The 25569-nt window shown below is 52.7% G+C and carries 26 protein-coding genes; 3 read left to right on the top strand and 23 right to left on the bottom strand.

The features are described 5' to 3' along the window. Window positions 1-15 precede the first annotated feature (15 nt). Window positions 16-741, bottom strand: a complete 726-nt coding sequence (locus AC3ZPD_RS01015) for a cytochrome c biogenesis CcdA family protein (protein ID WP_490982403.1) — start codon at window positions 739-741, stop codon at window positions 16-18. Window positions 742-935: 194 nt separating this feature from the next. Here AC3ZPD_RS01015 and AC3ZPD_RS01010 point away from each other — a divergent pair, with 194 nt between their 5' ends. After that, window positions 936-1094: a hypothetical protein gene (locus AC3ZPD_RS01010; protein ID WP_490982402.1), complete on the top strand. Its 159-nt coding sequence runs from the start codon at window positions 936-938 to the stop codon at window positions 1092-1094. A 154-nt stretch (window positions 1095-1248) separates the two neighbouring features. Here the strand turns inward: AC3ZPD_RS01010 and AC3ZPD_RS01005 are convergent, their stop codons facing one another. The 17 genes from AC3ZPD_RS01005 to AC3ZPD_RS00925 form a co-directional block, all read right to left on the bottom strand. Then, window positions 1249-1995, bottom strand: a complete 747-nt coding sequence (locus tag AC3ZPD_RS01005; RefSeq protein WP_490982401.1) for an SDR family NAD(P)-dependent oxidoreductase — start codon at window positions 1993-1995, stop codon at window positions 1249-1251. 75 nt (window positions 1996-2070) lie between these two features. Next, a complete protein-coding gene (locus AC3ZPD_RS01000; protein ID WP_490982400.1) occupies window positions 2071-2475 on the bottom strand; it encodes a hypothetical protein in 405 nt (134 codons plus the stop codon). Between the two features lie 136 nt (window positions 2476-2611). Continuing rightward, complete coding sequence (locus AC3ZPD_RS00995) at window positions 2612-2887, bottom strand: GNAT family N-acetyltransferase (protein ID WP_490982811.1); 276 nt, start codon at window positions 2885-2887, stop codon at window positions 2612-2614. Window positions 2888-3249: 362 nt separating this feature from the next. Further along, entirely contained in the window at window positions 3250-4092 is an 843-nt protein-coding gene (locus tag AC3ZPD_RS00990) for an aldo/keto reductase (RefSeq protein WP_490982399.1), read from the bottom strand. An 87-nt stretch (window positions 4093-4179) separates the two neighbouring features. Further along, window positions 4180-4713, bottom strand: coding sequence for an HD-GYP domain-containing protein (locus AC3ZPD_RS00985; RefSeq protein WP_490982398.1), 534 nt, complete (start codon window positions 4711-4713; stop codon window positions 4180-4182). Between the two features lie 286 nt (window positions 4714-4999). Next, window positions 5000-5653 carry an MOSC domain-containing protein gene (locus AC3ZPD_RS00980; RefSeq protein WP_490982397.1) on the bottom strand — a complete coding sequence of 218 codons (654 nt, stop codon included), beginning with the start codon at window positions 5651-5653 and terminating at the stop codon, window positions 5000-5002. Window positions 5654-5756: 103 nt separating this feature from the next. Next, window positions 5757-6272: a sigma-70 family RNA polymerase sigma factor gene (locus tag AC3ZPD_RS00975; RefSeq protein WP_490982396.1), complete on the bottom strand. Its 516-nt coding sequence runs from the start codon at window positions 6270-6272 to the stop codon at window positions 5757-5759. Between the two features lie 164 nt (window positions 6273-6436). After that, window positions 6437-7552 (bottom strand): sensor histidine kinase, encoded by a 1116-nt coding sequence (locus AC3ZPD_RS00970; protein WP_490982395.1) that lies wholly within the window; start codon window positions 7550-7552, stop codon window positions 6437-6439. Beyond that, window positions 7542-8234: a response regulator transcription factor gene (locus tag AC3ZPD_RS00965; protein WP_490982394.1), complete on the bottom strand. Its 693-nt coding sequence runs from the start codon at window positions 8232-8234 to the stop codon at window positions 7542-7544. Before AC3ZPD_RS00965 ends, AC3ZPD_RS00970 begins: the two co-directional genes overlap by 11 nt. A gap of 234 nt (window positions 8235-8468) precedes the next feature. Further along, window positions 8469-9182 carry an MgtC/SapB family protein gene (locus tag AC3ZPD_RS00960; protein WP_490982393.1) on the bottom strand — a complete coding sequence of 238 codons (714 nt, stop codon included), beginning with the start codon at window positions 9180-9182 and terminating at the stop codon, window positions 8469-8471. A gap of 220 nt (window positions 9183-9402) precedes the next feature. After that, window positions 9403-10029: an FMN-dependent NADH-azoreductase gene (locus AC3ZPD_RS00955; RefSeq protein ID WP_490982392.1), complete on the bottom strand. Its 627-nt coding sequence runs from the start codon at window positions 10027-10029 to the stop codon at window positions 9403-9405. 148 nt (window positions 10030-10177) lie between these two features. Then, window positions 10178-10540, bottom strand: a complete 363-nt coding sequence (locus AC3ZPD_RS00950; RefSeq protein WP_490982391.1) for a replication termination protein — start codon at window positions 10538-10540, stop codon at window positions 10178-10180. A gap of 357 nt (window positions 10541-10897) precedes the next feature. Next, window positions 10898-11575, bottom strand: a complete 678-nt coding sequence (locus AC3ZPD_RS00945; protein WP_490982390.1) for a response regulator — start codon at window positions 11573-11575, stop codon at window positions 10898-10900. 22 nt (window positions 11576-11597) lie between these two features. Beyond that, window positions 11598-12416 (bottom strand): sensor histidine kinase, encoded by an 819-nt coding sequence (locus AC3ZPD_RS00940; protein ID WP_490982389.1) that lies wholly within the window; start codon window positions 12414-12416, stop codon window positions 11598-11600. A 269-nt stretch (window positions 12417-12685) separates the two neighbouring features. Further along, on the bottom strand, window positions 12686-14143 hold the full coding sequence (gene nagE, locus AC3ZPD_RS00935) for an N-acetylglucosamine-specific PTS transporter subunit IIBC (RefSeq protein WP_490982388.1): 1458 nt from the start codon (window positions 14141-14143) through the stop codon (window positions 12686-12688). A 26-nt stretch (window positions 14144-14169) separates the two neighbouring features. Next, window positions 14170-14673: a PTS sugar transporter subunit IIA gene (locus AC3ZPD_RS00930; protein WP_490982387.1), complete on the bottom strand. Its 504-nt coding sequence runs from the start codon at window positions 14671-14673 to the stop codon at window positions 14170-14172. Window positions 14674-14736: 63 nt separating this feature from the next. Further along, window positions 14737-15594: a PRD domain-containing protein gene (locus AC3ZPD_RS00925; RefSeq protein ID WP_490982386.1), complete on the bottom strand. Its 858-nt coding sequence runs from the start codon at window positions 15592-15594 to the stop codon at window positions 14737-14739. Between the two features lie 330 nt (window positions 15595-15924). Between AC3ZPD_RS00925 and AC3ZPD_RS00920 the strand changes: the two genes are divergently transcribed. Next, entirely contained in the window at window positions 15925-18096 is a 2172-nt protein-coding gene (locus AC3ZPD_RS00920) for a YhgE/Pip domain-containing protein (protein WP_490982385.1), read from the top strand. Between the two features lie 180 nt (window positions 18097-18276). Here AC3ZPD_RS00920 and AC3ZPD_RS00915 read toward each other — a convergent pair whose 3' ends face one another. Next, entirely contained in the window at window positions 18277-18858 is a 582-nt protein-coding gene (locus AC3ZPD_RS00915) for a general stress protein (RefSeq protein ID WP_490982384.1), read from the bottom strand. An 85-nt stretch (window positions 18859-18943) separates the two neighbouring features. Beyond that, the gene (gene hrpB, locus AC3ZPD_RS00910; RefSeq protein ID WP_490982383.1) at window positions 18944-21466 is read right to left on the bottom strand and encodes an ATP-dependent helicase HrpB; all 2523 of its coding nucleotides are present in this window, start codon (window positions 21464-21466) and stop codon (window positions 18944-18946) included. 208 nt (window positions 21467-21674) lie between these two features. Between hrpB and gluQRS the strand changes: the two genes are divergently transcribed. Further along, complete coding sequence (gene gluQRS / locus AC3ZPD_RS00905; protein ID WP_490982382.1) at window positions 21675-22643, top strand: tRNA glutamyl-Q(34) synthetase GluQRS; 969 nt, start codon at window positions 21675-21677, stop codon at window positions 22641-22643. A 180-nt stretch (window positions 22644-22823) separates the two neighbouring features. Here gluQRS and AC3ZPD_RS00900 read toward each other — a convergent pair whose 3' ends face one another. The 3 genes from AC3ZPD_RS00900 to AC3ZPD_RS00890 form a co-directional block, all read right to left on the bottom strand. Next, the gene (locus AC3ZPD_RS00900) at window positions 22824-23630 is read right to left on the bottom strand and encodes an SDR family oxidoreductase (protein WP_490982381.1); all 807 of its coding nucleotides are present in this window, start codon (window positions 23628-23630) and stop codon (window positions 22824-22826) included. 266 nt (window positions 23631-23896) lie between these two features. Then, window positions 23897-24796 carry a hypothetical protein gene (locus AC3ZPD_RS00895; protein WP_490982380.1) on the bottom strand — a complete coding sequence of 300 codons (900 nt, stop codon included), beginning with the start codon at window positions 24794-24796 and terminating at the stop codon, window positions 23897-23899. Between the two features lie 11 nt (window positions 24797-24807). Then, window positions 24808-25560, bottom strand: a complete 753-nt coding sequence (locus tag AC3ZPD_RS00890) for a vWA domain-containing protein (protein ID WP_490982379.1) — start codon at window positions 25558-25560, stop codon at window positions 24808-24810. Window positions 25561-25569 lie beyond the last annotated feature (9 nt).

The following is a 25569-nucleotide window of genomic DNA, read 5'->3' as shown; positions in this document are numbered from 1 at the left end:
CTCTCTCCACTCCTTCTAAAATTGAAAATAAGCCGTAATCGCATTAAGTTTGTTGGTTACCAGCAGCAGCCCCATGACCATCAGGACCACCCCCGATAAAATCTTCAGCTTGTTCATATGTTTGTAAAGACCGCGGATTCGCGTCAGCAGGAGCCCGGAAAACAAGGACATCACCAAAAATGGAACCGCCAAACCCAATGCGTAAATGCTCATATAGATCACGCCCTGCACCCAGGAGCCGCCGCTGGCGGAAAAACTGATGACGGCAGCCAGCACCGGACCGATGCAGGGAGTCCATCCGAAACTGAACGTGAAGCCAAGTAAATAGGCGCCAAACCATCCGCGGTTATGCTGAAAATCAGCCTGCATCTTTTTTTCCCTTTCTAAGAAAGGAAGATGGATGATTCCGGTTTGGTAAAGACCGAAAGCGATCACGACGACTCCGCAAGCCGTTATAAAAACGGAACTGTTCAGCACGCTTCCAAGCGCCCCCGCTCCAAATCCCAATAAAACAAATACGGTCGACAAACCCAAAATGAATACCAGCGTTCTTCCGGCCAGCATCGGCGAGAAGCCGATCCCTCCGCGCAATCCTTCGCTTGCTTTAACCCCGTTTGTCCCGGAACTGCCGAGATAAGCCAAATAGACCGGCAGCAAGGGCAGGATGCATGGCGAAAAAAAAGATAATATCCCTGCGGCAAACACCGTGCCGGCGTAGATCTGTTCTGTGATTGAAATCACCTCCCCAAAATCGATTGAATCTGCCTTATCTCAAGTCTAGAGCTTTCTCCGGATTCTTAACATTCAAACTCGCCATCATCTTCTACAATTTCATTAGGTTTTTTAAGGGGAAGCCAAACCCAAACCTCTTCTATCAAAACCGCATAGAATACTCCGTGCTCTAGTTTCTATCAAAAGTTAGGGAGGAATTTCGTATGTGGTTATGGATTGGAGCGTCGGCTGCCCAGGGAAGATCCAACATCCAGATTCAAAATGCCCTGCTCCATTCCGCCGATCCTGTTTCCGGCACGGGAACGCTGTGGAGAAACGGGCGGGTTAACGCCGCGCGGGCCGTTCAAACGCCTTTAACGTAAATCAAAAAGGCAGCGCCTTTATTTAAACAAAGGCGCTGCCAAAGATAAACAAAAAAACCGGCTCCGGAATTTTCCGGACCGGCTTTTTTTATGATTCAAGACTACCGTTCGAAGTTTTAAGCAAGCTATTTGATTCTAAACTTTAGGTTTTCGTCTATTCCTCGTAGATCATTTTTCGGGTCATACCGCCGTCCACAACCAAATTAACGCCCGTCACAAAATCGTTGTCGGGAGAAGTCAAATACAGACAAGCCCGGGCGATGTCCTCGGCTTTGCCGACACGTCCGGACGGATGCTGCTGATGATCTTCCGGGCGAAGGGCTTCGTAATCTCCGTTTTCGATCCACCCCGGACTGATACAGTTGACCGTAATGCCGTCCGGTCCGAGGGAAACCGCCAGCGCATGGGTTAAAGCCACGATAGCGCCTTTTGAAGCGGCGTACGCCTCGCTGTTCGGCTCCGACATGAGCGCACGCGTTGAAGCCAGATTCACGATGGAGCCCCCGCCCGATATTCTCATGTATTTCGCAGCTTCACGCGCGCAAAGGAAGCAGCCCCGCGCATTCGTATTCAGCACATGGTCCCATTCGGCGATTTCAAGCTCGAGCGGCGATTTCCATATTCCTAACCCTGCGTTGTTGATTAAAATATCCAAGGCACCGTCTTCCCCGGCGGCCTGCTCCATCAGCTCCCGAACGGAAGTTTCGGACTTGACGTCGCAAACGATAAAATCGGCTTTGCCTCCGTCCTGCCGAATAGCTGCCGCCGCTGCCGCGCCCAGTTCCGCATGGACATCGGCCAGCACGACATGAGCTCCGGCTTTCGCATAAGCCTCCGCTACCCCTTTGCCGATTCCCTGTCCGGCTCCGGTTACCACTACCTTCTTGTTCTCGAAGGACATGTCTTCGCCTCCTTTGGCTAACTCCGTTGGAATTCTTCCATCCGGTTGCCTTCCTTAGTTTGCCCAATATTTGGACTATCTTCTCCTGCTTTCGAACAAACCCTGAATCAGGGAAAATCCGCTTACGATCCCGAAAAAGAACCGGCCCTCATACTGAGTAACCTCGGAATACCACGGAATTTCCGGCAATTTCATATATTGACCCGCTATAGCATACATAAACAAAATAAAGCTGGGTGCAAACAAAGCCAGCAGCAGCGGCTTGTGGGGCTTGAAGCGGCCGGGTATGCCAACAAGCAGACTCAGGCAGGCGCCAAGCACCAAGGCATAAGCGGTTTCGCCGATAATCGCAAAATTTTTATCGCCCGCTATGTTCGTCTTGTGCTTCATCTGGCCCAGCCAGGAATTTCCGTAATAAAGCAGCAGGACCGCTACCGCAATCCATACCAAAAGATAAAAATACCCCTTATTGCTCCTCAATATCGTTCTCCTCCATATCCGGCCGGGAACTGTCCGCTTCGGACGGATCCAGCTTCATGAGCATATGGATGTCCTCAGGCTCCAGCTCAAACAGCTCACGATCAACTTCATCCGTGGGTACGCTGCCCGAGTACCGTTAGAAATTAACGGCCGAATCCGTTTCCGTAGATGAAATATACAGGTAACGGGCCCCTCGGCGGAAAGCCTCCTGTTTCATCTCGTTCATCAGTTGGCTGCCCAGTCCTTTTCTGCGATGCGAGCGGGTTACGTACATCAGATCCAGCTGCAGCTGGTCCCGATTGATTCCGCGAAACTTAGGCGCAAGCACGGCGAAACCCGCCAGCCGTTCGCCTTCGTAAGCTCCAAACGCCGCTCCTCCGGCCTCATTTTTCTTATGACAATCATTTTTTATCTTCCTCCTGCAAAATTGGATTTTAAAGGTTAACCTTCAGCACCTCTATCCTCACAACCCGCTGCGGGAATGCCTTAGAACGCTTCTTAAGCAGAAAACTTCGTCTTATGCCCTTGGCCTCCTTCTGCATAAAATCACTAGTTATGTACGTTGTCCGCCAGCTGCCTTTGGCAGCGCCGGTCAGCCATCTTCATTAAATATACCATTTTGTTCGCATTTCGGCAGTAGAGAATAGAGGAATTTCCGGGGGCTCCCATCGCTGGTTATCTGCGCAACAAAAAAACGAGCCGGGCAGCAGGCAATTCTTCTGCTCCGGTTCGTTTTCTCTTTTAAGGCCGCTCCGATCCCAAAGATCATCGGGATTAGAAATTAAAGTTATCCGGATCTGAACCGATCCGCTGGTTTTTGTTCAAATCGTTGATGGCTTTCATTTCGCTGTCGGACAGTTGGAAATCGAACAGATTGGCATTTTCGATAATCCGCGCCTCATGAATGGATTTAGGGATGGTTATCACTTCCTGCTGAAGATCCCAGCGCAGCACGACCTGGGCCGGCGTTTTGCCATGATCTGCCGCAATTTTGCCGATTACCTCATCTTTCAAAATATGGCCTTGAGCAAGCGGAGACCAGGCCTCCAGCCGGATGCCTTTCTTCGGCGCATATTCACGCAGCTCCGGCTGGGACAAATACGGATGGAATTCAATTTGATCCACCGCCGGCACGACTGAAGCATCAGTCAATAAATCCTCCAAATGATGGACGTGGAAGTTGCTTACTCCGATAGCGCGTGCTTTGCCGTCGTTATAAATTTTCTCGAGCGCCTTCCAGGTTTCTTTATATTTGCCTTTCACCGGCCAATGAATCAGATAAAGATCCAGGTAATCGAGACCCAGCTTGTTCAGGGAAAGCTCAAACGCATCCAGCGTGCTTTGGTAACCTTGATCCGAATTCCAAACCTTGGAGGTAATGAACAACTCTTGGCGGGGAACGCCATATTCCCGGATTGATTCCGCGATGGCTTGTCCAACGCCTTCTTCGTTTTTGTAGGCGGCAGCGGTATCGATGCTGCGGTATCCATTTTTAATGGCGGCTTTCACCGATTCCACGACTTCATTGCCCTCTTTCACTTTAAAGACACCAAGACCAAACCAAGGCATTTCAACTCCATTGTTTAGCGCAACTCTGTCCTGCAGGGAAGTAGGCATTCAGAAATCCTCCTTTAAATTGGGTTACATTTCCTATTATGAACGTTTTGACAGCTAAAGTGAAGTTTATGGCTCTATAATTGCTAATTAAAGGGAATAAATGCTTAACATCTCATCTGGAAGATTTAAAAATACCGAAACTAATTCCGCGTCGAACTTTTGATCGCGGCCTTGCTGCAATTTACTTTTGGCTTCCTCGAGCGCTTTCCTTTTATGTACGGTCCTTTCTTGAAGCATATGGTCAAACGCATCGGCAATGCTGCAAATGCGTGCAAAAAGCGGGATCTTCTCCCCTTTCAGGTGATCGGGATACCCGCTGCCGTCCCACCTTTCGTGATGGGATCTAACGGTGCTTGAAACGGCAGGCCCGAGGCCGGGAATCGTGGACACAATCAGCTCGCCCAAAATGGGGTGCAGTCCCAGCGTTTTCTGCTCCATTTCGTTCAGCTTCCCGGGCTTGTGCAGGATGTCTCCGGGAACCATAACCTTCCCGATGTCATGAAGGAAGCACCCTCTCCGGAGCTCCCCAAGCTCGGATTCCGACAGGTTCAATTCCTCCCCGAGCCGTTCGGCTATGGAAGAAACCCTGTAGCTGTGCGAAAGAATCTCCTCGCTTGTCATTCTCATCCTCTTGATCCAGTATAAAGAGTCTGAGTCCTCTATCGCAGGCTCTCCACTGGCGTTATTTTCGTTTTTTTTCACCTTTCTTTGTTCCTCCCTTATTCACTGGTTCTCTTCTTGCGCAGATTCCAAAATCATCCATCATTATAGGCTAACGTCTTGGCTTGTTCAAACCTTGTCCGCGGTTCTCCACAAAAAAATAAAGAGGAACCCGCTACCGGACTGGTAAGGGCACCCTCTTCATTTTGGACAACTCAGACGATTCTTTAAACGTTTGACGAGCGGTTTAATCCAGCTTTTCCAGCCGTTTGGTCAACGTTTTTCTCCAGCTTTCCGACAAGGCTTTCACTTCCAGAACTTTTAAAAGTCCTGCCTGATCCTTCTTGCTGCGGTACATGATGTCATTGGCATAGGCAATCGTTATTCCCAGCGGATCCTTTTCCGATTTCAACAGAAGGTCCTGCCTGCTTACTATACCCGGCTTCAAAACGCGCAGATAAAATCCGGTGAATCCGGTTTGTTCGACGTATGCGGTTAATTCCGGAATCTGATGGTAGACGGCAATTTTGTAGCAGGGCTGCCTGGGCTGGCTTACCTGTACGACGGCCTCTCCCCACTTGAAGATATCGCCAATACAAACGTCTTCTTCCGTCATTCCGGCAAGGGTTACATTTTCGCCGAAAGCACCTGGCTTTAGCGGTATGTTCAGCTTTTGCTCCCAATACGGATAATGTTCAAAACAGTACACGCAAACGGCTTTATCCACGCCTCCATGGTGGACCGTGTCGCCTTGGCCGTCTCCCTCCAATTGGGTTTCAGCCAATAATAAACGTTCTTCGGTCGCCCGTTTTCCGAAACCTGACATTACTTCCCGGGCATTCGCTTTCAGCGGCTGGGGTTTGCCGACATTCAGCGATTCGATGCGATACTGCTCGCTCATTCCGTCCCGCCTCTTTCCCTGCTATAATCTGCCTATTAAAAGGTTATGATTGCTATTATACATGACAGATTATTTGCATCCCAGCACAACTATGGCCGGAGGGCTAAATGACCTCCAAAAAGGTTTGGCTGCCTTTGAGGCAATCCTGTTTCAGACGCTGTCGGGCACGATACAAAACGATTTTGTAGCGGGAGAGCTTCATGCCCATCATTTCCGACGCCTCACGGTAAGAGTAGCCCAGGATATCATAAAGGTAAATCGCTTCCTGCTGCTGCTCCGACAACCGCCCGAGCCGTTCGTAAAGGTTTTCCTTGTTCTCCGACTTCATCAGCCGGGCTTCCGGCGTATCTAGATCCGGCAGGGAACGGAAGTAATCAGCGTCGTATGTTTTCATGCGGCTTTCCTTCCGGGTTTTATCGATAAAGGCATGGTAAGCCACCCGGATCAGCCAGGGTTTCACCCTGTCGTTCTGCGTTTGATCCAAATGTATAAAAGCACGGTAAAAAGTTTCCTGCATCAAGTCTTCTGCTGTATAGTGATCCTTGCATAATCCCAATAAATAGCGGTACACGTCCATCTGATATTCCCTGTAAATCGTATCCAGACTGTCAGATTTCATTTCGGTTTCCTCCTCTGATCCAATCCGGGCGCCGTTACGGCGCCGCTTCCCCCGGATTTCTCCAGGCTCAGCTTCTATTATGCCGACCAGAGCTTACTGTACCGCTAAGAATTTATAAAGAATTTATTAAGATTTGCGAGGAACGGTAACTTTTTTGCCGCTTTTTACGTGTTCTCCTGCTCCGGCTGGTTGTATTTTTGAGGCAGACGCACCGTAAAAATCGTCCGTTCCTCGTCGCTGTCCGCGGAAATGGAGCCATGATGCAGCTCGACGATATTTTTCGCAATCGCCAGGCCGATTCCCGATCCTCCCGTATGCTGGGCTCTGGACTTCTCGACCCGGTAAAACCGCTCGAACAGGTACGGGAGATCCCGCTGCGGAATCGGCTCGCCATAGTTGACGACCTCCGTAACAATTTCGTCCCCCTGCACCCGTCCGCGGATATCGAGAAAATAACCGTCCTGGCCGTAACGAATGGCGTTCGTAATGAGGTTTTCATAAACCCTTCTGAGCTTGTCGCCGTCCGCCCATATGACTAGCTGCCCCTCAATGGCCAGCCTGGCTTCCATCCCGTGCTCATGCAGCTGCCAGCCAAACTGGGCAACCAGCTGGTTCAGCATCTCAGCGACGTTAATCCGGGCCCACTGCATATTATTGCCTTTATTGCTGAGCCGGGTATATTCAAACAAATCCTCCATCAGCTTCTTCAAACGGATCGATTCCTCGTAGGCCATGTTCATATAATAACGAAGCTCGACCTCATCGCGGTATTTGTCCTGCTCCACCAAACCGAGATAGCCGGTAATCGTGGTAAGCGGCGTGCGCAAATCGTGGGAAATGTTCGTGATCAGTTCGTTTTTCGTCTGTTCCGCGCGCCGTTCCTCCTCAACCGACAGTTTCAGCCGGTCCAGCATGCTGTTGATATCCGCCGCCAGTTGACCGAGCTGGCCGATGGAGCGTACCGTAATTTTATGATCCGGGCCAACATGGCCGATCAAGTGCACTTCATCGATTAATTGATCCAGATAGCTCCGTTCCCTGCGCCGCATCTCCCTCCGGAAGAAATAGACAGAGAAGAGCAGCACGATCGGGAAAGCCGCGTAATAATAAGCTTCCGGATAACCGATATACCGGTTGACCCAAATCAGAACCGATTGAACGTTGATGGAAGGATAAAACATAAAGACCGATTTCGCCAGTAAAATAAACAGCAAAAAAGCGATGACCGACGAAATGGCGGTCCAAAACAGCCATGCCAGTACACGTAAGCTAGCCTTCAAGTTTATAACCTACCCCCCACACCGTATGAATCAGCTTTTCGCCTTCCATCTCTTTCTCCAGCTTGTCCCTCAGCCTGCTGATATGCACGGTAACGGAGTTGTTGGAATCAAAATACTTGTCCTTCCAGATCAGCTCAAAAATTTCCTCCGAGCTGAATACCCGCCCCGGGTGGCTCGCCAGCAAATATAAAATCCCGAACTCAATCGGAGTCAGCTTGACCGGGGAACCGTATACAGTCGCCGAATGCGTCTCTTTGTCGCACTGCAGCGGGCCGATTTTAATGACATGTTCCGACGACGAAGAAGGCACTGCCTGATAGGAAGAACGCCGCAGCAGCGACTTCACCCGGGCAACCAGCTCCAGGGGGTTAAACGGCTTGACCATATAATCGTCCGCGCCGGTCATCAGTCCGTTGATTTTGTCCATGTCGCTGTCTTTGGCGCTAAGCATCAGAATCGGCGTGGTATGGGTTTCGCGGATCCGGATGCAAACGTCAATGCCGTCCATACCGGGCATCATCACGTCCAAAATGATTAACTGGATCTCTTCTCTACTCATAATTTCAAGCGCCTGGGCGCCTCCTGAGGCTTTGGCCACCGAAAAACCTTCATTTAATAAATAAATCTCGACCAGTCTTGCAATTTTATCGTCATCATCCACAATCAGAATTTGTTTGTCCAAGGGAAACAACCATCCTTTAGTTCTTTGATAGCTTCTATTCTAACATGATCCCGTTGGACAGCAAATTCGCCTTCTGTTTCCTAGAAACGGACACACCTATAACTCAAATTACCGAACTCATTCTCCCGAAAAGCTTCCGGAAATATATGGTGCAGCATCGTCCAGAGCCGTGGTCCAGCCCTCTTTTTTCGTCGGTCGCCGCTGCCCGGCTGCTTCGGGAACCGGGTGCAGAGTTTATAATTGCTCCACCTCCACGCTGATCACGTAATCCAAATGACGGATAAAATAATAAATCTCCGTGGCGAATTCCTTGCGCTGCGCGGACAAAACCATGCTGACCTGCTGCCGCTCGCCGTCCAGGTCTTTAATCTTCAAATGCCGGATGCGATGTTCCTTTGAGATATCTTCCAATTTGACGAAATGGGTATTTTCAATGGTACGGATCATATCGGTTAAAGAGTCGTTCGTTTTTAAGACGATTTTTATATTAACGTCTCTTTTATTCAAATTCGTCGGGCCGACTACTTTTATCATATACGGGACGAAGTTCACGGAAATAATCAGCAGGATCACCGCTATAGCCGCTTCTTCATAGAATCCTGCCCCTACGGCGATTCCGAGGCCGGAAGCCGCCCAAATCAGCGCAGCCGAAGTTAATCCCGAGATAGCGTCATTGTTCCTGCGCAGAATGACGCCGGCGCCCAGAAAACCTATTCCGCTTACGATTTGCGCAGCCAGGCGCATTGGATCCATATTCGGATGGTCCGGTCCGGCAAATTTATGAAAGGATTCGATCGACACGATCGTAATCAAGCAGCTGGCTATCGAGATGACCATGCTTGTTTTTATGCCAAGCGGCTTCTGCTTTAACTGCCGGTCGATCCCGATCAGCAGCCCGAATAGAAGCGCTATCCCCATTTTTAAGGCGATTTCCCAGTTCAAGTCCATGATGTCTGCAACTCCTCCTAAAATATACCTGAGTATAATTGTATTCACCATGTATTGGCAAGTTGATTTCATTATGTTGCAAATTGCCTTCTAGCTTACTTTACGGGAAGCCCGGGAAACTTATACTCTTTCTTATAAAAATAAAAAAAGAGAACCGTCTTCAGACGGCTCTCTCTTAACTTTCTTATGTTAATAACAAAGGCTATACAAGGGTCAAAAATTAGAATTTAGCAGCCAGCTCGGCAGCTTTCTTAACGCCTTCGCTGATGATGGCTTCAGCGCGGTCTCCGAATTGGTTATGGCCTTCAACCACTACCAATTCAGGGTTTTGAACGCCCCAGAATGCAAGCACGTTCTTCACATAGTTCAGGGACATTTCCAGACCGGCCATAGGACCTTCGGAATAAACGCCGCCGCGTGCGTTCAGCAGGGCAATTTTCTTTTCGCCTACAAGGCCAACTGGACCTTCAGCCGTGTATTTGAAAGTTTTGCCGGCTTGGTTCAGGTAGAACAGGTAAGTCAGCAATTGTGCCGGAATCGTGAAGTTCCAGAGCGGGAACGCAAATACGACTTTATCGGCAGCCAGGAATTGATCCAGGTAAGTATTAGCCAGGTCAGCGGCTTTTTGCTCAGCCGGTGTAGCCGGGATATCGTTGCCCAGTTTGTACAGGCCAGTCAGCATATCGTTGTCGTAGTAAGGAAGGTCTGCTGCAAACAGATCAAGCTCGGTTACTGCGTCTTCTGGATGTGCAGCTTTGTAGCTGTGCAGAAAACTTTCGTACAATTTAACGGAAACGGATTGCTCGGCCGGGCGGCCGTTAGCTTTAATAAACAAAACGTGTGCCATGGTTTCCCTCCTGAGAATTAACTAAAATTTATTTTATAACTATATTTATTATAGTAAGTGGTCATTAGTCACTTGTCAACTAAATTTTTTTTAATTTCAAATCATAAGCTTACAGCAGAAAAGAAAGCGGCCTCCCAGTTTCTTACGCTCAAACAAAATGATCGCGGGTCGCCTTGTTCAAAAGGCCCAGGCACCGGTCCAAATCTGTTTTGACCTGTTTGCGGTACAGCTGCGCTTTCTCCATTCCCCCGTCCGTAAAGTGGTATAAAACGATTTCCTGGAAATCGACGCCCGGATCTCCGCCTTTCAGCTTTTTGGTGCGGTATAACACGCCTTCCTGGACAAGCTCGTGCAGAGCACGATAAATTTCGCTTTGCGGAGGTACGTAACCCAGCGGTGCGAATTCGCTTTTCAATTCTTCCAGCATCTGATAGCCGTACCCTCTGTGCTCTTCCACCAGCTTCAACAGATACAGCTTCAAAAAAGCCCGTTGGGCAATCATAAAAGCCATGATTTTCCCCCTTCTTATCTCCGGTAATAATCCAAGCTCTTTTATTATATGAAAAATTAGAAACAGGTTCAATTCAGGCTTTTTTCGGGGCTTTTAGAATCCAGGGAGAGTAAAGTGAAGGTTTAATGGAAAGTAGTAAAGGAGTTGGGAGTATAGCTTTTACTATTATGAATTTTTCATATGTTGTAATAATATAAATAGGGTTGCAATCATGCGAATAATCTCCAAAAATAAAGTCCTTTTGATTCCATTAAAATTGCGGGGCAGCAAAAAACGGCCCCTGTTCCAGGCGGCCGTCCGTATGATTTTTTTCGATTATTATCGTTGTTTATCGATTGCTAACGTTATTTATTACTATTAACGTTTTCTGCGCTGCTCCTTGCTGTCCCGGCGGGCTTTGACCCACCCCCGTTCCATGGCGTAGCGGGTGAGCTGAACCCGGTTTTCAAGCTGCAGCTTGTGCATGATGTTCTTGAGATGATTTTTTACGGTTTGGTCGGAAATTTCCAGCACTTCCGCCACCTCGCGGTTGGTCATTCCTTGGGCGACCCACTGGAGAATTTCCCGCTCCCGCGCCGTTAAAGGATGTTCTCTCTCCTGCTCGGTACGGGATGCCGCCGGGATTTCCCGCAAAATTTGCAGGGCCAGCTCGCTGGAAAACATCGCTTCGTCATTCAGGACGGCATGCAAATATTCAAGCCAGGTAGAGGGTGAAAGATTTTTCAGCAAAAAACCCTGGGCCCCTTGTTTTAAGGCCTCAAACAGATAAGCGGCGTCATCGGACACCGTCACCAGCACGATTTTGATATAGGGAAACCGCAGCTTGATCGTTCTTGTCGCCTCGAGACCGTCCATATCCGGCATGCCGATATCCATGATGATCAAATCCGGCATATATTGCTCGGTCAGCGTGATCGCCTCCCGCCCGCCCGAAGCCATGCCGATCACTTCAAAAGCTTCGTCATCAGCCAGAATTTCGAAAATTCCTTCCCTCGCATGCGCATTATCGTCAACTACCAATATTCTTGCTTTCATGATCCAAGTTCTCCTTTAGCCGTCACGGCTTTATGATCCTGATCTCGGTTTGCCCCTCAAGGGTGTCCAGCGAAACCTGCCAGCCCATGTTGGCCGCGCGTTCCCGCATAATTCTCAGACCGTATTTTCCCGGCTTGTCCAGCTCCTCGGGGGCGACGCCTTTTCCGTAATCCCGGATCGTAACCTTCCAACCCGGGCCAACCGGACAAGCTTCTATATAGGCCTCGTTTTGCCCGGAGTGCTTCTGCGCATTCATGACGGCTTCCCGAATACAAGCCAGAAGTTCAACCTTCTCTTGAACCGTCAGCCGTCTCTCCTCCAGCCCCCACTGCAGGTGGAGCCCGATCTGCACTTCCCGGCCCAGATCGTTAATGAGGCTGATCATCGTTTCCCCCGTAAGCGGCGTTTCCTCCGCGGGGTACCGCAGGTTGGAAATGGCCTGCCGGACGTAATCATTCACCTTGTGAACCGTTTTCCTGAGTTCGTCCAGCGGGATATCTTCGCCTTTCTGACGCTGCTTCTCCGCTCTCTCCAGCTTGACCGCCAGCAGAAACAGCGACTGCGCGATTCCATCGTGCAGTTCTCTTGCGAGCTGTTCTCTCGCTTCAAGCCTGGCATTGGCCGCGCGTTCCTGCTGCAGCTCCTCCTGAATTCTTTCCAACCGCCTGAATAAAGGAAACAAAAAAGCCAGACTGACCAGAAAAAGCAGGACCGGCGTAACGGCATTCCCCATGCTCATCGAAAAATAAGGCATCAGCAGCGTGTGGCGCACCAGCTCCCACAACCCGACCAGCAAAGGCGGAAACAGGAGTATCAGCCATTTGACCTGTTTATAAGACATCGCAAATAATCCTCCAGCTATAAAAAACCTCTATTATACTTGCAATAAGACGTTCCTGCTCTTTTACGAATATACGACAATAATGGGTAGAAGGCAAAACGGAAAGTTCGTGCCCCGAAGCCGCTGAACCTCTTCATAGGATCTTGAACAATGCTTGCAAAAATAAAAAACCGGCGACACGTGGACGCCGGTTTTACATGTTTTTCGCCTGACACATACCGCTCAGGCCCACAGCCTAACCGCAGTTTAGAATAGGCAGGCTGCTGCGATTACAGCAGTTTCTTGATTTCGTCTTTGATGCTTTCCGATCTTGGTCCAAACACGACCTGCACGGCGCCTTTGCCAAGGCGCATGACGCCAGAAGCGCCCAAGCCGCGCAGCGTTGGATCGCTGACAGCCTTATCGTCTTTAACGACCAGCCGCAGACGGGTAATGCAGGCGTCAACGGATTCTACGTTATCGGCGCCGCCGATAGCCGCCAGAATTTTAGCCGCCTGGCTGTCGGCGGAAGCTACCGCTCCGGCCAAAGCCGCTTCTCCGTTTGCGGACAGCTCGATGTCGTCTTCGCGTCCCGGCGTTTTTAGATTCAGCTTCACAATGAGGATCCTGAACAAGAAGTAATAAACGACGGCAAACACAAGCCCTACCGGAATAAGCACCAGCGGTTTGGTCGAAAGCGGGAAGTTCAGCGCATAGTCGATGAAACCGGCTGAGAATCCAAAACCTAATTTCACGCCAAGCGCATACATGATAAATCCGGCTACACCGGTCAGTATCGCGTGGATCACGTACAGGAACGGCGCAACAAACATAAAGGAGAACTCAAGCGGTTCAGTAATCCCTGTCAGGAAGGAAGCTACCGCGGCACCGATAAAGATCGAAGCTACCGCTTTTCTTCTTTCCGGTCTTGCCGTATGAATGATGGCAAAAGCCGCACCCGGCAGCGCAAACATCATAATCGGGAAGAAACCGGTCATGAACATGCCCGCCGATTTGTCGCCGGCAAAGAAACGGTTCAGGTCGCCGTGGATGACTTTGCCCGCAGCGTCGGTGAAATCACCGATTTGGAACCAGACGATCGAGTTGATGATGTGGTGAAGGCCAAAAGGGACGAGCAAACGGTTTGCCAGCATGTAAATGCCTGCGCCGACGCCGCCAAGAGACACGATCCAGTTGCCGAAGGTATCCAGCGCTTCCTGCACCGGACCCCAGATCAAACCGAAGATAATACCGGATACAACCATGGCGCCGGCAGTAACCATCGGCACAAAACGTTTGCCGCCAAAAAAGCCGAGCCAGTCCGGCAGCTTGATATTGTAATATTTTCTGTACAGGAACGCTGCGATGCAGCCGGTAAAGATACCGCCGAGAACACCCATATCCAGCTTGGCGTCAGCGCTCATAACACCGGTGAATACCGTAGGCACTTTGGCAAGCACCTGCAGCAGAATCAGGTAACCGAGCGCCGCCGACAATGCGGCTACCGCGTCGCCGGCCAGTCCGATCGCAACCCCGATCGCAAAAATCATCGGCAGGTTGTCAAAAATCGTCCCCCCGCCGGCAGCCAGGAAAGGTGCGACGTATTGGTTTAAAAACTTGCCTACCTCACCGAAATGAAAATCCTTGACGTAATCGATGTTGCCGAAACGAAGCAGGATGGCCGCCGCTGGCAGCGTGGCAACCGGAAGCATGAGGGATTTCCCGATTTTCTGAAGAAAAGCCAACATGTGATCAACACCCTTTCATCTATAATTTATTTTCGTAAAACCATTGTTAAAACGGCATCCTGCCCGGCTTTTACCGGACCTTCAGCTTGCGTCAGGCTTTCAACGAGTTCATCCGCGTTAGTCACGATAATCGGCGTGATGACGGGATAACCTGCCGCCTTGATTTTCTCAAGATCAAACTCAAGCAGGAGCTGGCCTTGTTTTACCTGGTCGCCTACGGAGACATGGCTGGTAAAACCTTCGCCTTTCAGGGAAACCGTGTTGATGCCTATATGGAAAAGGAACTGAAGTCCCGATCCTTCCTGTTCAAGCATGAGGGCATGATTTGACTTGATCACATGCGCTACGGTACCATTAAAGGGAGAAATCAATCTGCCCTCATTCGGCTCGACGGCAAGCCCTTTTCCCATGTGTCCGGCAGCAAAAGCTTCGTCCGGAACGGCGGAGAGCGGTACAGCCACACCGCTGACGGGGGCCAGAATCTCGACGGCTTGTTTAGTATTACTTTTATTTCTCCATTTTGAGAACATGCTAGTTTACCTCCAGATGGACTAAGTTGTTTTTTCTTTTAATGATTCGGACTTTAACTGTCTCTACTTGCGGATTCTCTGAAACAGCCGGTAGAGATGCATGGCCATATAACAAATTTCTTCTTCGGGCACCTTGGCATCCAGCTCTTCAGCCATAATGCGTCCAAGCTTCTGGGCCAGGGCGTATTCTTCCCGGTATTCAAACCGGATATGGTTGACAAAGGGATTATCGACTGAGTGCCCCTGCAGAATCCGCTCAATGGAATATCGCAGATGCAGCATCAGGCGCACATGGCTTAAGCTGCCTTGCTCGAAATCAACGTTTTTCTCCTGCTGGATCGCTTCAAGCAGCCTTCCGACGATGTTGGAGGCCTTGACCAGCTGGCCGACGGGGACGTCGCTTACCGCAGAATAAACATGGTAGGTAAGAAAACCGATTTCGTCCTCCGGGATTTCAAGCTCAAATTCCTGCCCGATCATTTCGGCAATTCTGGAAGCGATCTCAAATTCCTTTGGAAAAGAAAGCTTGGTTTCCAGCAGAAAAGGGTTGATAATGTCCATGCCGTTGCGGATGCGGTAAATCGTAAACTGAAGATGGCTTGGCAGCGCCAGATAAACCTTGTCATTAAGTTTGCCCGGAAATTCACTGGAAATGTTATCGATGATTTTGTCCGTGATTTCTATGACTTTAGGATCAAAATCCTCAAGAATACTCTGATACTGGCTCCACTGTTCCCGGTCCTCGAGCCTGAACCTCTTTTCAATCCTGGGATCGTTTACGTCTATCGTACCCTCATTTTTTACAATAAAGCCGATTCCTTTGCCCAGCAGTACATACTCCTTGTTGGTGTTGACCGTGTTCGCCATGACGACATTGTTGCCTATAATCCGCTGGACTTGTAAAACATCAGCTTCTTTCATCGTCACCGCCCCCTGCATAAAAAAATAAATGCCGCGCTTCAAAGAGCAACCGTTCAAAACCCAAAAAGCAAAACAAAAAGAGCCAAGGATAAACTTGCGCCTTTGGGATTAAAGGGAAGTTTTCCTTGGCTCATGCCCATTTATACGTCCATGGTAACACGCCATCAGAAAATTTGCTTTTTGTTGTGTCCATCATAAATCAGGCTTTTCTATTCGTCAATATAAAAAATCCGATTTATTTTCCTTTAGGACTTTCAAAGTCCCAAGGAACAAGCAGGCATATTATCCCTTCCGCTCACAAACAATAAGCAAAAAAGCGGATCGGAGAACATGATGAGCCATATTTTTTCCATTTATGCCGGGGATCTTCGCAGAATGACCCGCAACTGGGCCGCCGCCGTGGTGATTGGTGGACTGGTCCTGTTGCCTTCGCTGTACGCCTGGTTCAACATTCTGGCCTCCTGGGATCCTTACGGTCAGACCAAAGGGCTCAGCGTAGCCGTGGCCAGCCTGGATTCCGGAGCTGTTGTCCAGAACAAAAACATCAACGTCGGAAATGAAATCATCGGTTCCTTAAAAGAAAATCACAGCATCGGCTGGGTATTTACGACCCCCGAGGCGGCCTTAAGCGGCGTGCAGCGAGGGGAATTTTACGCATCGATCGAAATTCCGGCCGATTTTTCGGAGCGGATCGCTTCCGTCCTGACCGAAAACCTGCAGAAAGCGGAAATCAACTATTACGTGAACGAAAAAATAAATGCCGTCGCCCCGAAAATCACTTCCAAAGGGGCCAGCTCCATTGTCGAAGAGGTCAGCAAAAATTTCGTTAAAACCGCTAACGGGGCCATTTTTAAAATGTTTAACGAACTTGGAGCCGAGCTGCAGGAGCAGCTTCCTCTGATTCAGAAGCTCACCTCGCTTGTTTTTAAGCTGGAGAGCCGTTTTCCGGAAATCAACCGCGCCGCACAAACCGCTCAGACCGATTTGAACGAGGCAGGCAGCATCGTGTCGCGCGTCCAAACGGCCCTGCCGGAAGCGGAGGATTTGGCGGACAAAGGGCTTAAGGCGGCTTCCGCCCTGTCCGATTTTCTGCAAAACAGCCAAACTGTGCTGGGGTCCACCGGCCCTGCAGCCAAAGCGGTTTTAACGCAAATCCGGCAGACGGCGGCCGGCTCCGCCGCCTTGGCGGAGGAGCTGAAAACCGTAGAAGCAAGCGATTCGGTCCGGGAAGCCCTTCCGCGGCTGGAGCAGAATCAGGCGGCCTTAACGGCCGTACGCCAGGCTTCCGAAAGTTTGGCCGTGCTGCTGAACAACCTGCGGAATTGGAGCCGCACCGAGGCGTCATCAGCCGTTTTAGGCCGGACTGCAAGCCGGGTCACGCAAATCGCGGACCAGCTGGGCAAGCTGGAGGAATTGAACGGCACGCTGCTCAATGCAGCTAAAGCCGGGGCTTCGATTCCCCCTGCCCAACTGGACCGTTTCGCTCTCTTATCAAACGAAATCTCGGCAGCAGCCAGTGATATGCTGGACCGCTTCGACAGCGACATTCAGCCGGCGATTTTAAAAACGGTAAGCGAAGCGCAAACGTCAGCGAAAGAAGCCGGCGACCTGCTGACAGGAGCCAAAAAAACCTTGCCCGAGGTGGGCAAAATTTTGGGCGATGCCGCCGCAGGCATTATGATCGGCAGCCGGGAAGCGGCCGTTCTGAACCGACAGCTCCCCGAGGCTGAGCAAAAGGTTCATGAATTAGCGGAGAAGCTCCGGGCGCTCGCCAAAGAAGGAGACCTGCAGAGCCTGATCGATTTGCTGAAGCTGAATTTTCAGAAGGAAAGCCAATTTTTTGCCGAACCGGTAACGTTGTCGGAGCATCAGCTTTTTCCTATTCCGAATTACGGCTCGGCGATGTCCCCCTTCTTCTCCACTCTTTCGCTTTGGGTCGGCGGCCTGCTGCTGGTTTCGCTTCTGACGGTGGAAGTCCATGAACCCGGGATTTCCTACCGCAGTTATGAGGTCTATTTTGGACGGTTCCTCACATTCTGGACGCTGGCGGTGCTGCAGTCCGTCTTTGTAACGGCCGGGGATCTGCTGCTGCTCGGTACCTATGTCGCTTCTCCGGTTTGGTTTGTGGTGTTCGGCGCCGTACTCAGCAGCGTTTTTATGCTCATGATCTATACGCTTGTCTCCGTCTTCGGCAACGTCGGCAAAGCGATGGCGATCGTGCTGCTGGTGCTTCAGCTGGCCGGCTCCGGCGGCACCTTTCCGATTCAGGTGACCCCGCCCTTTTTCCAGGCGGTTTATCCGTTCCTCCCTTTCACTTATGCCATCCGCATGATGCGCGAGGCGGTCGGGGGGATTTTATGGGATGTCGTCGGCTCCTCCGCTTTGATGCTGTTCCTGTTTGCGGCCAGCGCCCTCGCTGTAGGCATCGGCTTGAAGGAGATCATCAATTCGGTATCTTCGTCTTTCGTCAAAAAGGTGAAGGACAGCCGGCTGATTCATTAACGCCTCTTCAGGATTTCGTGGGCTGACTGCTAATAAATGGATCGCTAATGAACTAACCTCTTAATGAAAAAAACAGCCCTGCGCCAGCGCAGGGCTTAAAATGCTGAAAAGCTTATTTCAAAAGCATTTCAATAATTTTATGAACCTATAAAAACTTGGACGGTATACCGGATCGCGAGATTACTTCCGCGTGTAGCCGTCTATAGGAGCGTCATTTACGCCATAATGGGCGCCCGCCCCGACCTCTCCCGGGTCGATATCGTCAAATCGGCTGGCATTTAATGCCCGGTTGTCGCGGAAAGCATCATACACCCGGGTCTGGCGGGTTGCCTCTTCTTCATCGACCAGAACCAGGATTTTACCTTCATTAAGGTAACCTTCATATTCGCGGGCTTCCTCTTCCGGAATGCCCAAACCCACCAGACCGCCTACAATGCCTCCTGCACCGGCTCCTACGGCCGCCCCCGTTAAAGCAGCAGCAATAGGTCCCGCCGCCAAAATCGGACCTACTCCCGGTATGGCCAGCAGGCCAAGACCCGCCAGCAGGCCGGTTACCCCGCCCAATACGCCGCCGGTAGCCGCCCCCGTCGCAACGCCTTCAGGCGCTTTGGTCCCGGTATCCTCGGCGATCGCTTCGCTGTCCCGGCGGTCCCGGGTTATGACGGAAATGCCCTCCGCATTATATCCTTGCTGCTGCAGCGCCGAAATGGCAGCCGTCGCTTCTTTTTCCGTTTCAAAAACACCTACGATTTTCTTAGCCATCTTTACCGCCTCCTTAAAAGTAGGTCGTACAACCTACTTTTACCCAGGAGGAGCAGGATTAAACGCTTATCGTGATTCCCGCTTGTTATTTGCTTCCGTTCGGGCGCACTCTCCGGGTAGCTTCCGCGGCAAGCGGGTCGTCCGGCCAATAATGTTTGGGATAACGCCCTTTCAGGTCTTTTTTAACCTCAAAGTAGGTATTTTCCCAAAAACTCCGCAGGTCTGATGTAACCTGAACCGGACGCCCAGCCGGCGAAAGCAGATGAATGGTCAAAGGCGCGCGGCCGAAAGCAAGCTTCGGCGTATCCAGTTGGCCAAACATCTCCTGCAGCTTCACCGAAATATAGGGGGCCTGCGGTCCTTCGTAGGCTACGGCGATTCTGGAGCCGCTTGGCACCTGGATGGCAGAAGGCGCTTCCTGATCAAGCTGCCGCTTCTGCTCCCAGGTAAGAAGGCTTTCCAGCATTTGCACCAGGTTCAGCTTCTGCAAATCCGACCTGCGCCTGAAACCCGCGGCATAAGGGCCGATCCATTCCACGGCCCGCCGCTGAAGCGCTTCGTCGGAGACGTCCGGCCATTCTTCGGGAGCATAACGGGCAAGAAATTCGATGCGCGCCTGAAGCTGGCGAGATTTGGCGTTCCAAGGCAGCAGGCCGATGCCGCCGCCCGCGATCGTCTCCAGGAGCGCTCGCTGGATATCCTCCCGGGAAGGCTTCGGATCCGGGGTTTCCTTGTATACGACCGCTCCCAGCATCACCGTATGCCAGGCCCTGACCGATTCGGTAGCCTCATCCCAAACGACCCGTTTGGATTCCTTCATGAGCGGGCGCCAGTACTGCTCGATCTGTACCTGTTCCAGGGGGGCCGCCCAGACGATACGGCCTTCCGTCCCTTCGTCGTCCACGTCGGCAGCCACGATATAAGGGCTGCCCACAAGCGGCGAAGCGGCGGGCAAAACCGCGCCGCGCCCGCCGCTCAGCAGGTATCGACCGCCGGGACGCAGCTGGCCGATCCGGTCCGGGAAGGCGAACGACAGCAGGAGTCCGCAGACGTCTTCCGCTTCCGCGCTAGAAGGAAGCGGCTCCCGGCCGGCGCCAAGCTGCTGCGCCCAGCGCCGGCTTTGGCGCAGCAGCGGCTGCAGCGAGGCAGCCGCCGGCAGGCCAGGCGCGGCATGGTCTGCGCCTGACGGGTCCGCGCTGCGCTCCGCCGCCAGCAGCGCGGCCAGCGCCCGCCGCACGTCGGCGTCGTTCCCGCCAGCGCGAAGCTGGCGGGAATCCTCGAGCAGCGCGGCGAGCAGGCAGGCCAGACGCCCGTAACCGAGGCGTCCGGCCTCCAGCAGCATCCGGCCCAGGCGCGGATGCAGGCCCAGTCCGGCCATTTCCCGGCCGGACCGGGTCAGCTTCCCGTCCTCGTCCAGCGCGCCAAGCGCCTGGAGCAGCTGGACCGCCGCAGCAAAAGGCCCTTGCGGCGGCGGCGTCAGCCAGTCCAGCTCGGACGGGGGCGAACCCCACACCGCCAGCGCCAGGGCCAGCGGCGCCAGATCCGCCTCCAGCATTTCCGGCGGCGTCTCCTCCCGAAGCTGCCTGTCGTCCTCTTCCGTCCACAGGCGGTAACACACACCGGGCGCGGTCCGGCCCGCGCGCCCGCGCCGCTGGTCGGCCGAGTCCCGGGCCGCCCGCACCGTCGTCAGCCGCCCCATCCCGGTCCGGGGCGAAAACAGCTCCGTCCGCCGCAGCCCGCTGTCAATGACCACCGTGATTCCTTCCACGGTTAAGCTCGACTCCGCAATGGAGGTCGCCAGCACAATTTTCCTCCGCCCGTCCGGCAGGGCTTTAATCGCTTCCTGCTGCTCCTCCTGCGTCATGCTGCCATACAGCCTGACCACCTTCGCGCCATTTAGACCGCCGGTTCCCAGCAGCTGCTCGGCTTTGCGGATTTCGCGGATGCCCGGCAGGAAAACGAGCAGGCTCCCCGCATGTTCCTGAAGCGCCGCAAGAACCGTCCGGCGAACCTGCATCTCCAGCGGCGCTTCGCTGCGCTCCGGCAAATAGCGGGTTTCCACCGGGAACACCCGTCCTCCGCTGCGAACCACCTTCGCGCCGCCCAGCAGCTCCGCCACCGGCCCTTCCCTCAGGGTAGCCGACATGACCAAAAGGCGCAGGTCCTCCCGCAGCAGCAGCTGGCTTTGTCTGGCCAACGCCAGTCCAAGGTCGGAATGAAGATTCCTTTCGTGAAATTCATCAAATATAATCAATCCGGTCCCGATCAGGGCCGGGTCATTTTGCAGCATTTGGGTTAAAATCCCCTCGGTAACCACCGTAATCCGGGTTTTAGGGCCGGTTTTGCTCTCCATCCGGATGCGGTAGCCGACCGTTTCTCCCACCTGCTCCCCGAGCTCGCGCGCCATATAAGCAGCGGCAGAACGGGCCGCCAGGCGCCGGGGCTCCAGCATAAGGATGCCCTGACCGTCCAGCCAGGACTCCTTGACTAGCGCAAGCGGCGTTCTTGTCGTTTTGCCCGCTCCCGGCTCCGCGATCAATACCGCATTTGCGCCTTCCGCAAGCGCCTGGACCAGCTCGGGCAAACAATCGTCAACCGGTAATTTCATCTTTGTTTCTCCTGTTCTTCCTGGTTTGCTGTTCTAATCATAAGCGGGCCGCAAAATCCTGTCAAAACCCGGCGGCCGTGCAAGTCGGGGCCGCTTTTGCTATGATAATGGGATGAGAAATGGTAGAGCAGGCAGGTTTTAACCGCAGATTCCGTCTGCACGACGAACCTCGCTCACTTAAGCAAAGACTCGATAGGAAGTGATGGTTATGGTAAGAGGACGTTTTGCGCCCACCCCTTCCGGGATGATGCATCTGGGCAATGCCAAAATCGCCTTGTTGTCCTGGCTGCAAGCCAGGGCCGCAAACGGCGTATTTGTGCTGCGGATTGAGGATATCGACCTTCAGCGCTCCAAAACCGAGCTGGTTCAAACGATTATTGAGGATATGGAATGGCTGGGGCTCCATTGGGATGAAGGCCCCGGGCAGGGAGGCCCTTTCGCTCCGTATACGCAAAGTGAACGGCTGGAACGGTATGAAGCGGCGCTGCGGCAGCTCAAGCAGAAGGATCGTTTGTATCCCTGCTTTTGCAGCCGGACGGAGCTGCTGCAAATAGCCGGGGCTCCGCACGGGCTGGCTTCGGAAGGCCCGGCATATCCCGGCACCTGCCGGGGACTGTCCGCGGAGGAACGCGATTTGCGAGCGCAGCTTAAAAGGCCTTCCCTTCGTTTTGCGTTCCGGAACGAACGCTACGACATTTACGACGGCATTGCCGGCCCTCAGCATTTCACCGAGGCAAGCGGCGGCGATTTTATCGTCAAACGGGCGGACGGCATGTTTTCCTATCAGCTGGCCGTTACGGTGGACGATGCGGCTATGGAAATTACCGATGTGCTGCGCGGAAGCGATCTGCTGGATTCTACCCCTCGCCAGCTGGCCTTATATGAAGCTTTGGGGTGGATGCCTCCCCGGTTCGCCCATGCGCCGCTGATTATGGGGGAAGACGGGCGCCGGCTGGCAAAACGGCACGGAGATCTTAGCCTGGCTCATCTGCGCCGCTCCGGAGTGCCGGCGGAGAAGGTCATCGGATGGCTGGCTTATATCAGCGGTCTGACGGACAGACCGGAAGCCGTTAAAGCCTCCGAACTGATTTCCGGATTTAAGCTTGAACGGATTTCCGGCAAGCCGTTTACGCTTACTTCCGAAATGATCCGGCGACTGATCGAGGGGACCCGCTAAGCAGCGGAAAGTAAATGGGAAAGTCTTGAAATCCTTGTTGCGGACAGCAGCCTGTACCCGTAATAACCAATAAATAAGCCGAACAAAGAGGCTGGGGCCCTCCATGTTCGGCTTATTTTATTTAGTCCCCGTCGGCTGGCTGCCTCGAGGTCTATTTTAATGTCCACGACTCCTGAAAGCTTACAGCAAAGCCTCCGCCCCGTCGATCCGCACCCGGGCTCCGGTAATATGTTTGGAAGCGTCCGAAGCCAGGAAACAGACCAGCTCAGCCACGTCTTCCGGCTGCCCCGGGCCGTCCGCCAGCGGCTGACTGCCCTCCGGATATTCAACGGGGATCACGATTTCTTTCAGCTCGTCGCTGAATTCCGTCGATTCGTCAATATTGGTGGCTATGGCCCCCGGACTGATGACGTTCACGCGGATTTTGAACTTGGCCAGCTCCAGCGCCGCCATTTTGGCGAAAGCGACCTGCCCCGCTTTGGTCGTGCTGTAAGCGGAAGCCCCCCAGCCGGCAAAACGGTCCAGCCCGTTGATCGAGCTCGTAATGACAATGCTGCCCGCACCTCTTTTTTTCATATAAGGGATGGCATGTTTGACCGAAAGGAAGGTGCCGTTCAAGTTAATCCGCAGCGTCTTCTCCCAATCCTCGAGCTTCATATCCTCAATCGGGCCCCAGGCCCCGTTGATGCCGGCATTCGCAAACAAAATGTCCACGCCGCCGAAATAATCGGCTGCTTCCCTGACGGCTTGAGCCACTCTGGCTTCGTCCGCCACATCGACATCGAAAGCCCGCGAAACGCCATGGAAAATCGTATTAATTTCCGATTCGGTCGAAGAAGTCCGCTGATTGTTCAAATCAAAAAGCGCCACCTTCGCTCCTTCTTTCGCCAGCTGGATGGCCGTTGCTTTGCCGATTCCCGACCCCGCGCCGGTTACGATCGCCGTTTTTCCGTGAAAACGGGGGTGGTTACGAGAAAATCCTGTCATATGCGCGCGCTCCTTCGTAATTGGATGTTATATTCTACAAATGCCTGTAAGCTCTAACCTGCTAACTCAGTATTACCCAAAAGGGGTAACTCCTAAATCATAAGGCTCGAAATAATCCGTTCAAAAGATTTATATCTAAAAATTCCCTATCTAAAAAACGCAAAAAAAAAGACAAACAAAAAAAGCAAACAGCCTGAAACCTCTCCAGAGCCTTCGCTCCGCTTATTGAGAAGATTCCAATACGTTCTGTTTGCTTGGATGCAACCTCAGTTTTTTTTCTTCGGCTTTTTTCTGTTTAAAGAACCAACGGGTTGAGCACTCCAGCTCAGCTCAAGCAGCGAAGCGTCGTCCTCCAGCTCCCCTGCAGGCGGCTCTCCGTTAAAAATGTTTGCCAGCTTGTGTTCGGAAAGCGGGAGGTTAGAAACGTCAAGCGACTCCAGACCGTCAGTGTACAGCAGCAGGCCGCCTGTTTCTCCCGGCGAAAGGGGCACGGTCAACATATGCGGCAGGTTCGCCGCGGCAGCTGCTTGCCCCGTCTTGCGTTCAGGTTCCTGGCTTGTCCAGCTCTCGTCTGTCCGGAAGCTGGCCGCCGGGAAAATTCGATTCTCTTCCCCCTCTTTCCAGAGACGGATGCGCAAATCCCCCTGCCAAAGCAGCCGCAGCAAACCGCCCCTTCCGCCCGAAGGACGGATAAGGTGGCCGCAAACAAACATGGCCGAGGTGCCTCTGCTTCTCTTCTCCAGCAAAACGTCCCGAACGAGCGGTGGAAGCTCCTCCGGAAGCTCCAGCCGCGACAATCCCCGGTTCGCCTTTGAAGACAGCTTCTCAAGCAGACGGACGACCGGCTCCCTTTCCATCACGGGCGGTTTGCGCAGCCAGTCAAACAATCCTTCGCCTAAAACCCTGGCGCCGTAATCTCCCCGGTAGCTTAAGGACACCCCGTCGCACAAGACAAAACGGACTGCGCCTTCCTCGACGGCCACCGCCCCGAAGTCCTGTCCGGGTTCTCCGTAGCTGCTGCTTTCGGCGGACGGGCTGTAACCATAACGGCAGGTTAATCCTCCGTTAGTCCAAGAGGCTATAGGCTGAAGCTTATCCTGCCGGCTGACCCATATAAAAGGCTCGGGATGCTTTCTGCCGCCGTTTCCCCTGGATGGTAGCTTCAAGTCACCGCCTCCTATCTGACCGGCGTCGCCGCAGACATTTGAAAACCTACGGACACCAGCTCGGCGCAAGTACCAGGCAGAAGCATCAGCGCTTCTTCCGACAGCTGGTAGTCGGCTTCAAGCAGCATCTCGCGGTAGCTTGGCGGCAGCGGGGAGGACATTTGCCGCAGCAGCTCGCCGTGGTCATCCTTAAGGATTGTTCCGGCCGTTATTCCGCCCCATCTGCGCGGCTCCGCGACAGGTTCGTTCAGCAAATGATCGGTAATAAAAATATTTTCGACCAGCACGTTGCCGTCCGGAACGCCCAGCTCCATAATCCGCTTGGCAATCGGCAGCGGGTCCTGTCCGGTATGCACGCCGTCGGTCATATGGCAAATGAGCGGCGCCGGGCAATCCTGCATGTAAGGAAGCTCGTCCCGCAAAATTTTTTCAGCCTGCAAAAACGCCTTCGCGCTGTCCGAAAAACGTTTGGGCGACATCCAGGGGAGCGTCCCCAATGCGGCGATTTCATCAATCCCTTTGACTCCCCCGAGCAAATCGTACACTTCATCGCTGTAGGCCAGCATCGCTACCCGGTAGCGGGGAGTGAGCCGGGTGCCTTTCGTGGAGCGGAACACCATTTGCCGGACGGCCAGCGAAAGCGCCTCATAAACGATGTCGATTCTTCTTTTGCCCTCCATCAGCATGTTCATGGAAGCGCTGATGTCGATCAGGTAAATGATCAATGCGGGTGTTCGCTGTGACGCTTGTACCGTATATGTCATGCTTGTTCC

The organism is Paenibacillus mobilis, assembly GCF_058267595.1.
The sequence above is the reverse complement of the archived record's forward strand: the minus strand, read 5'-3'. Positions and strand labels throughout refer to the sequence as shown.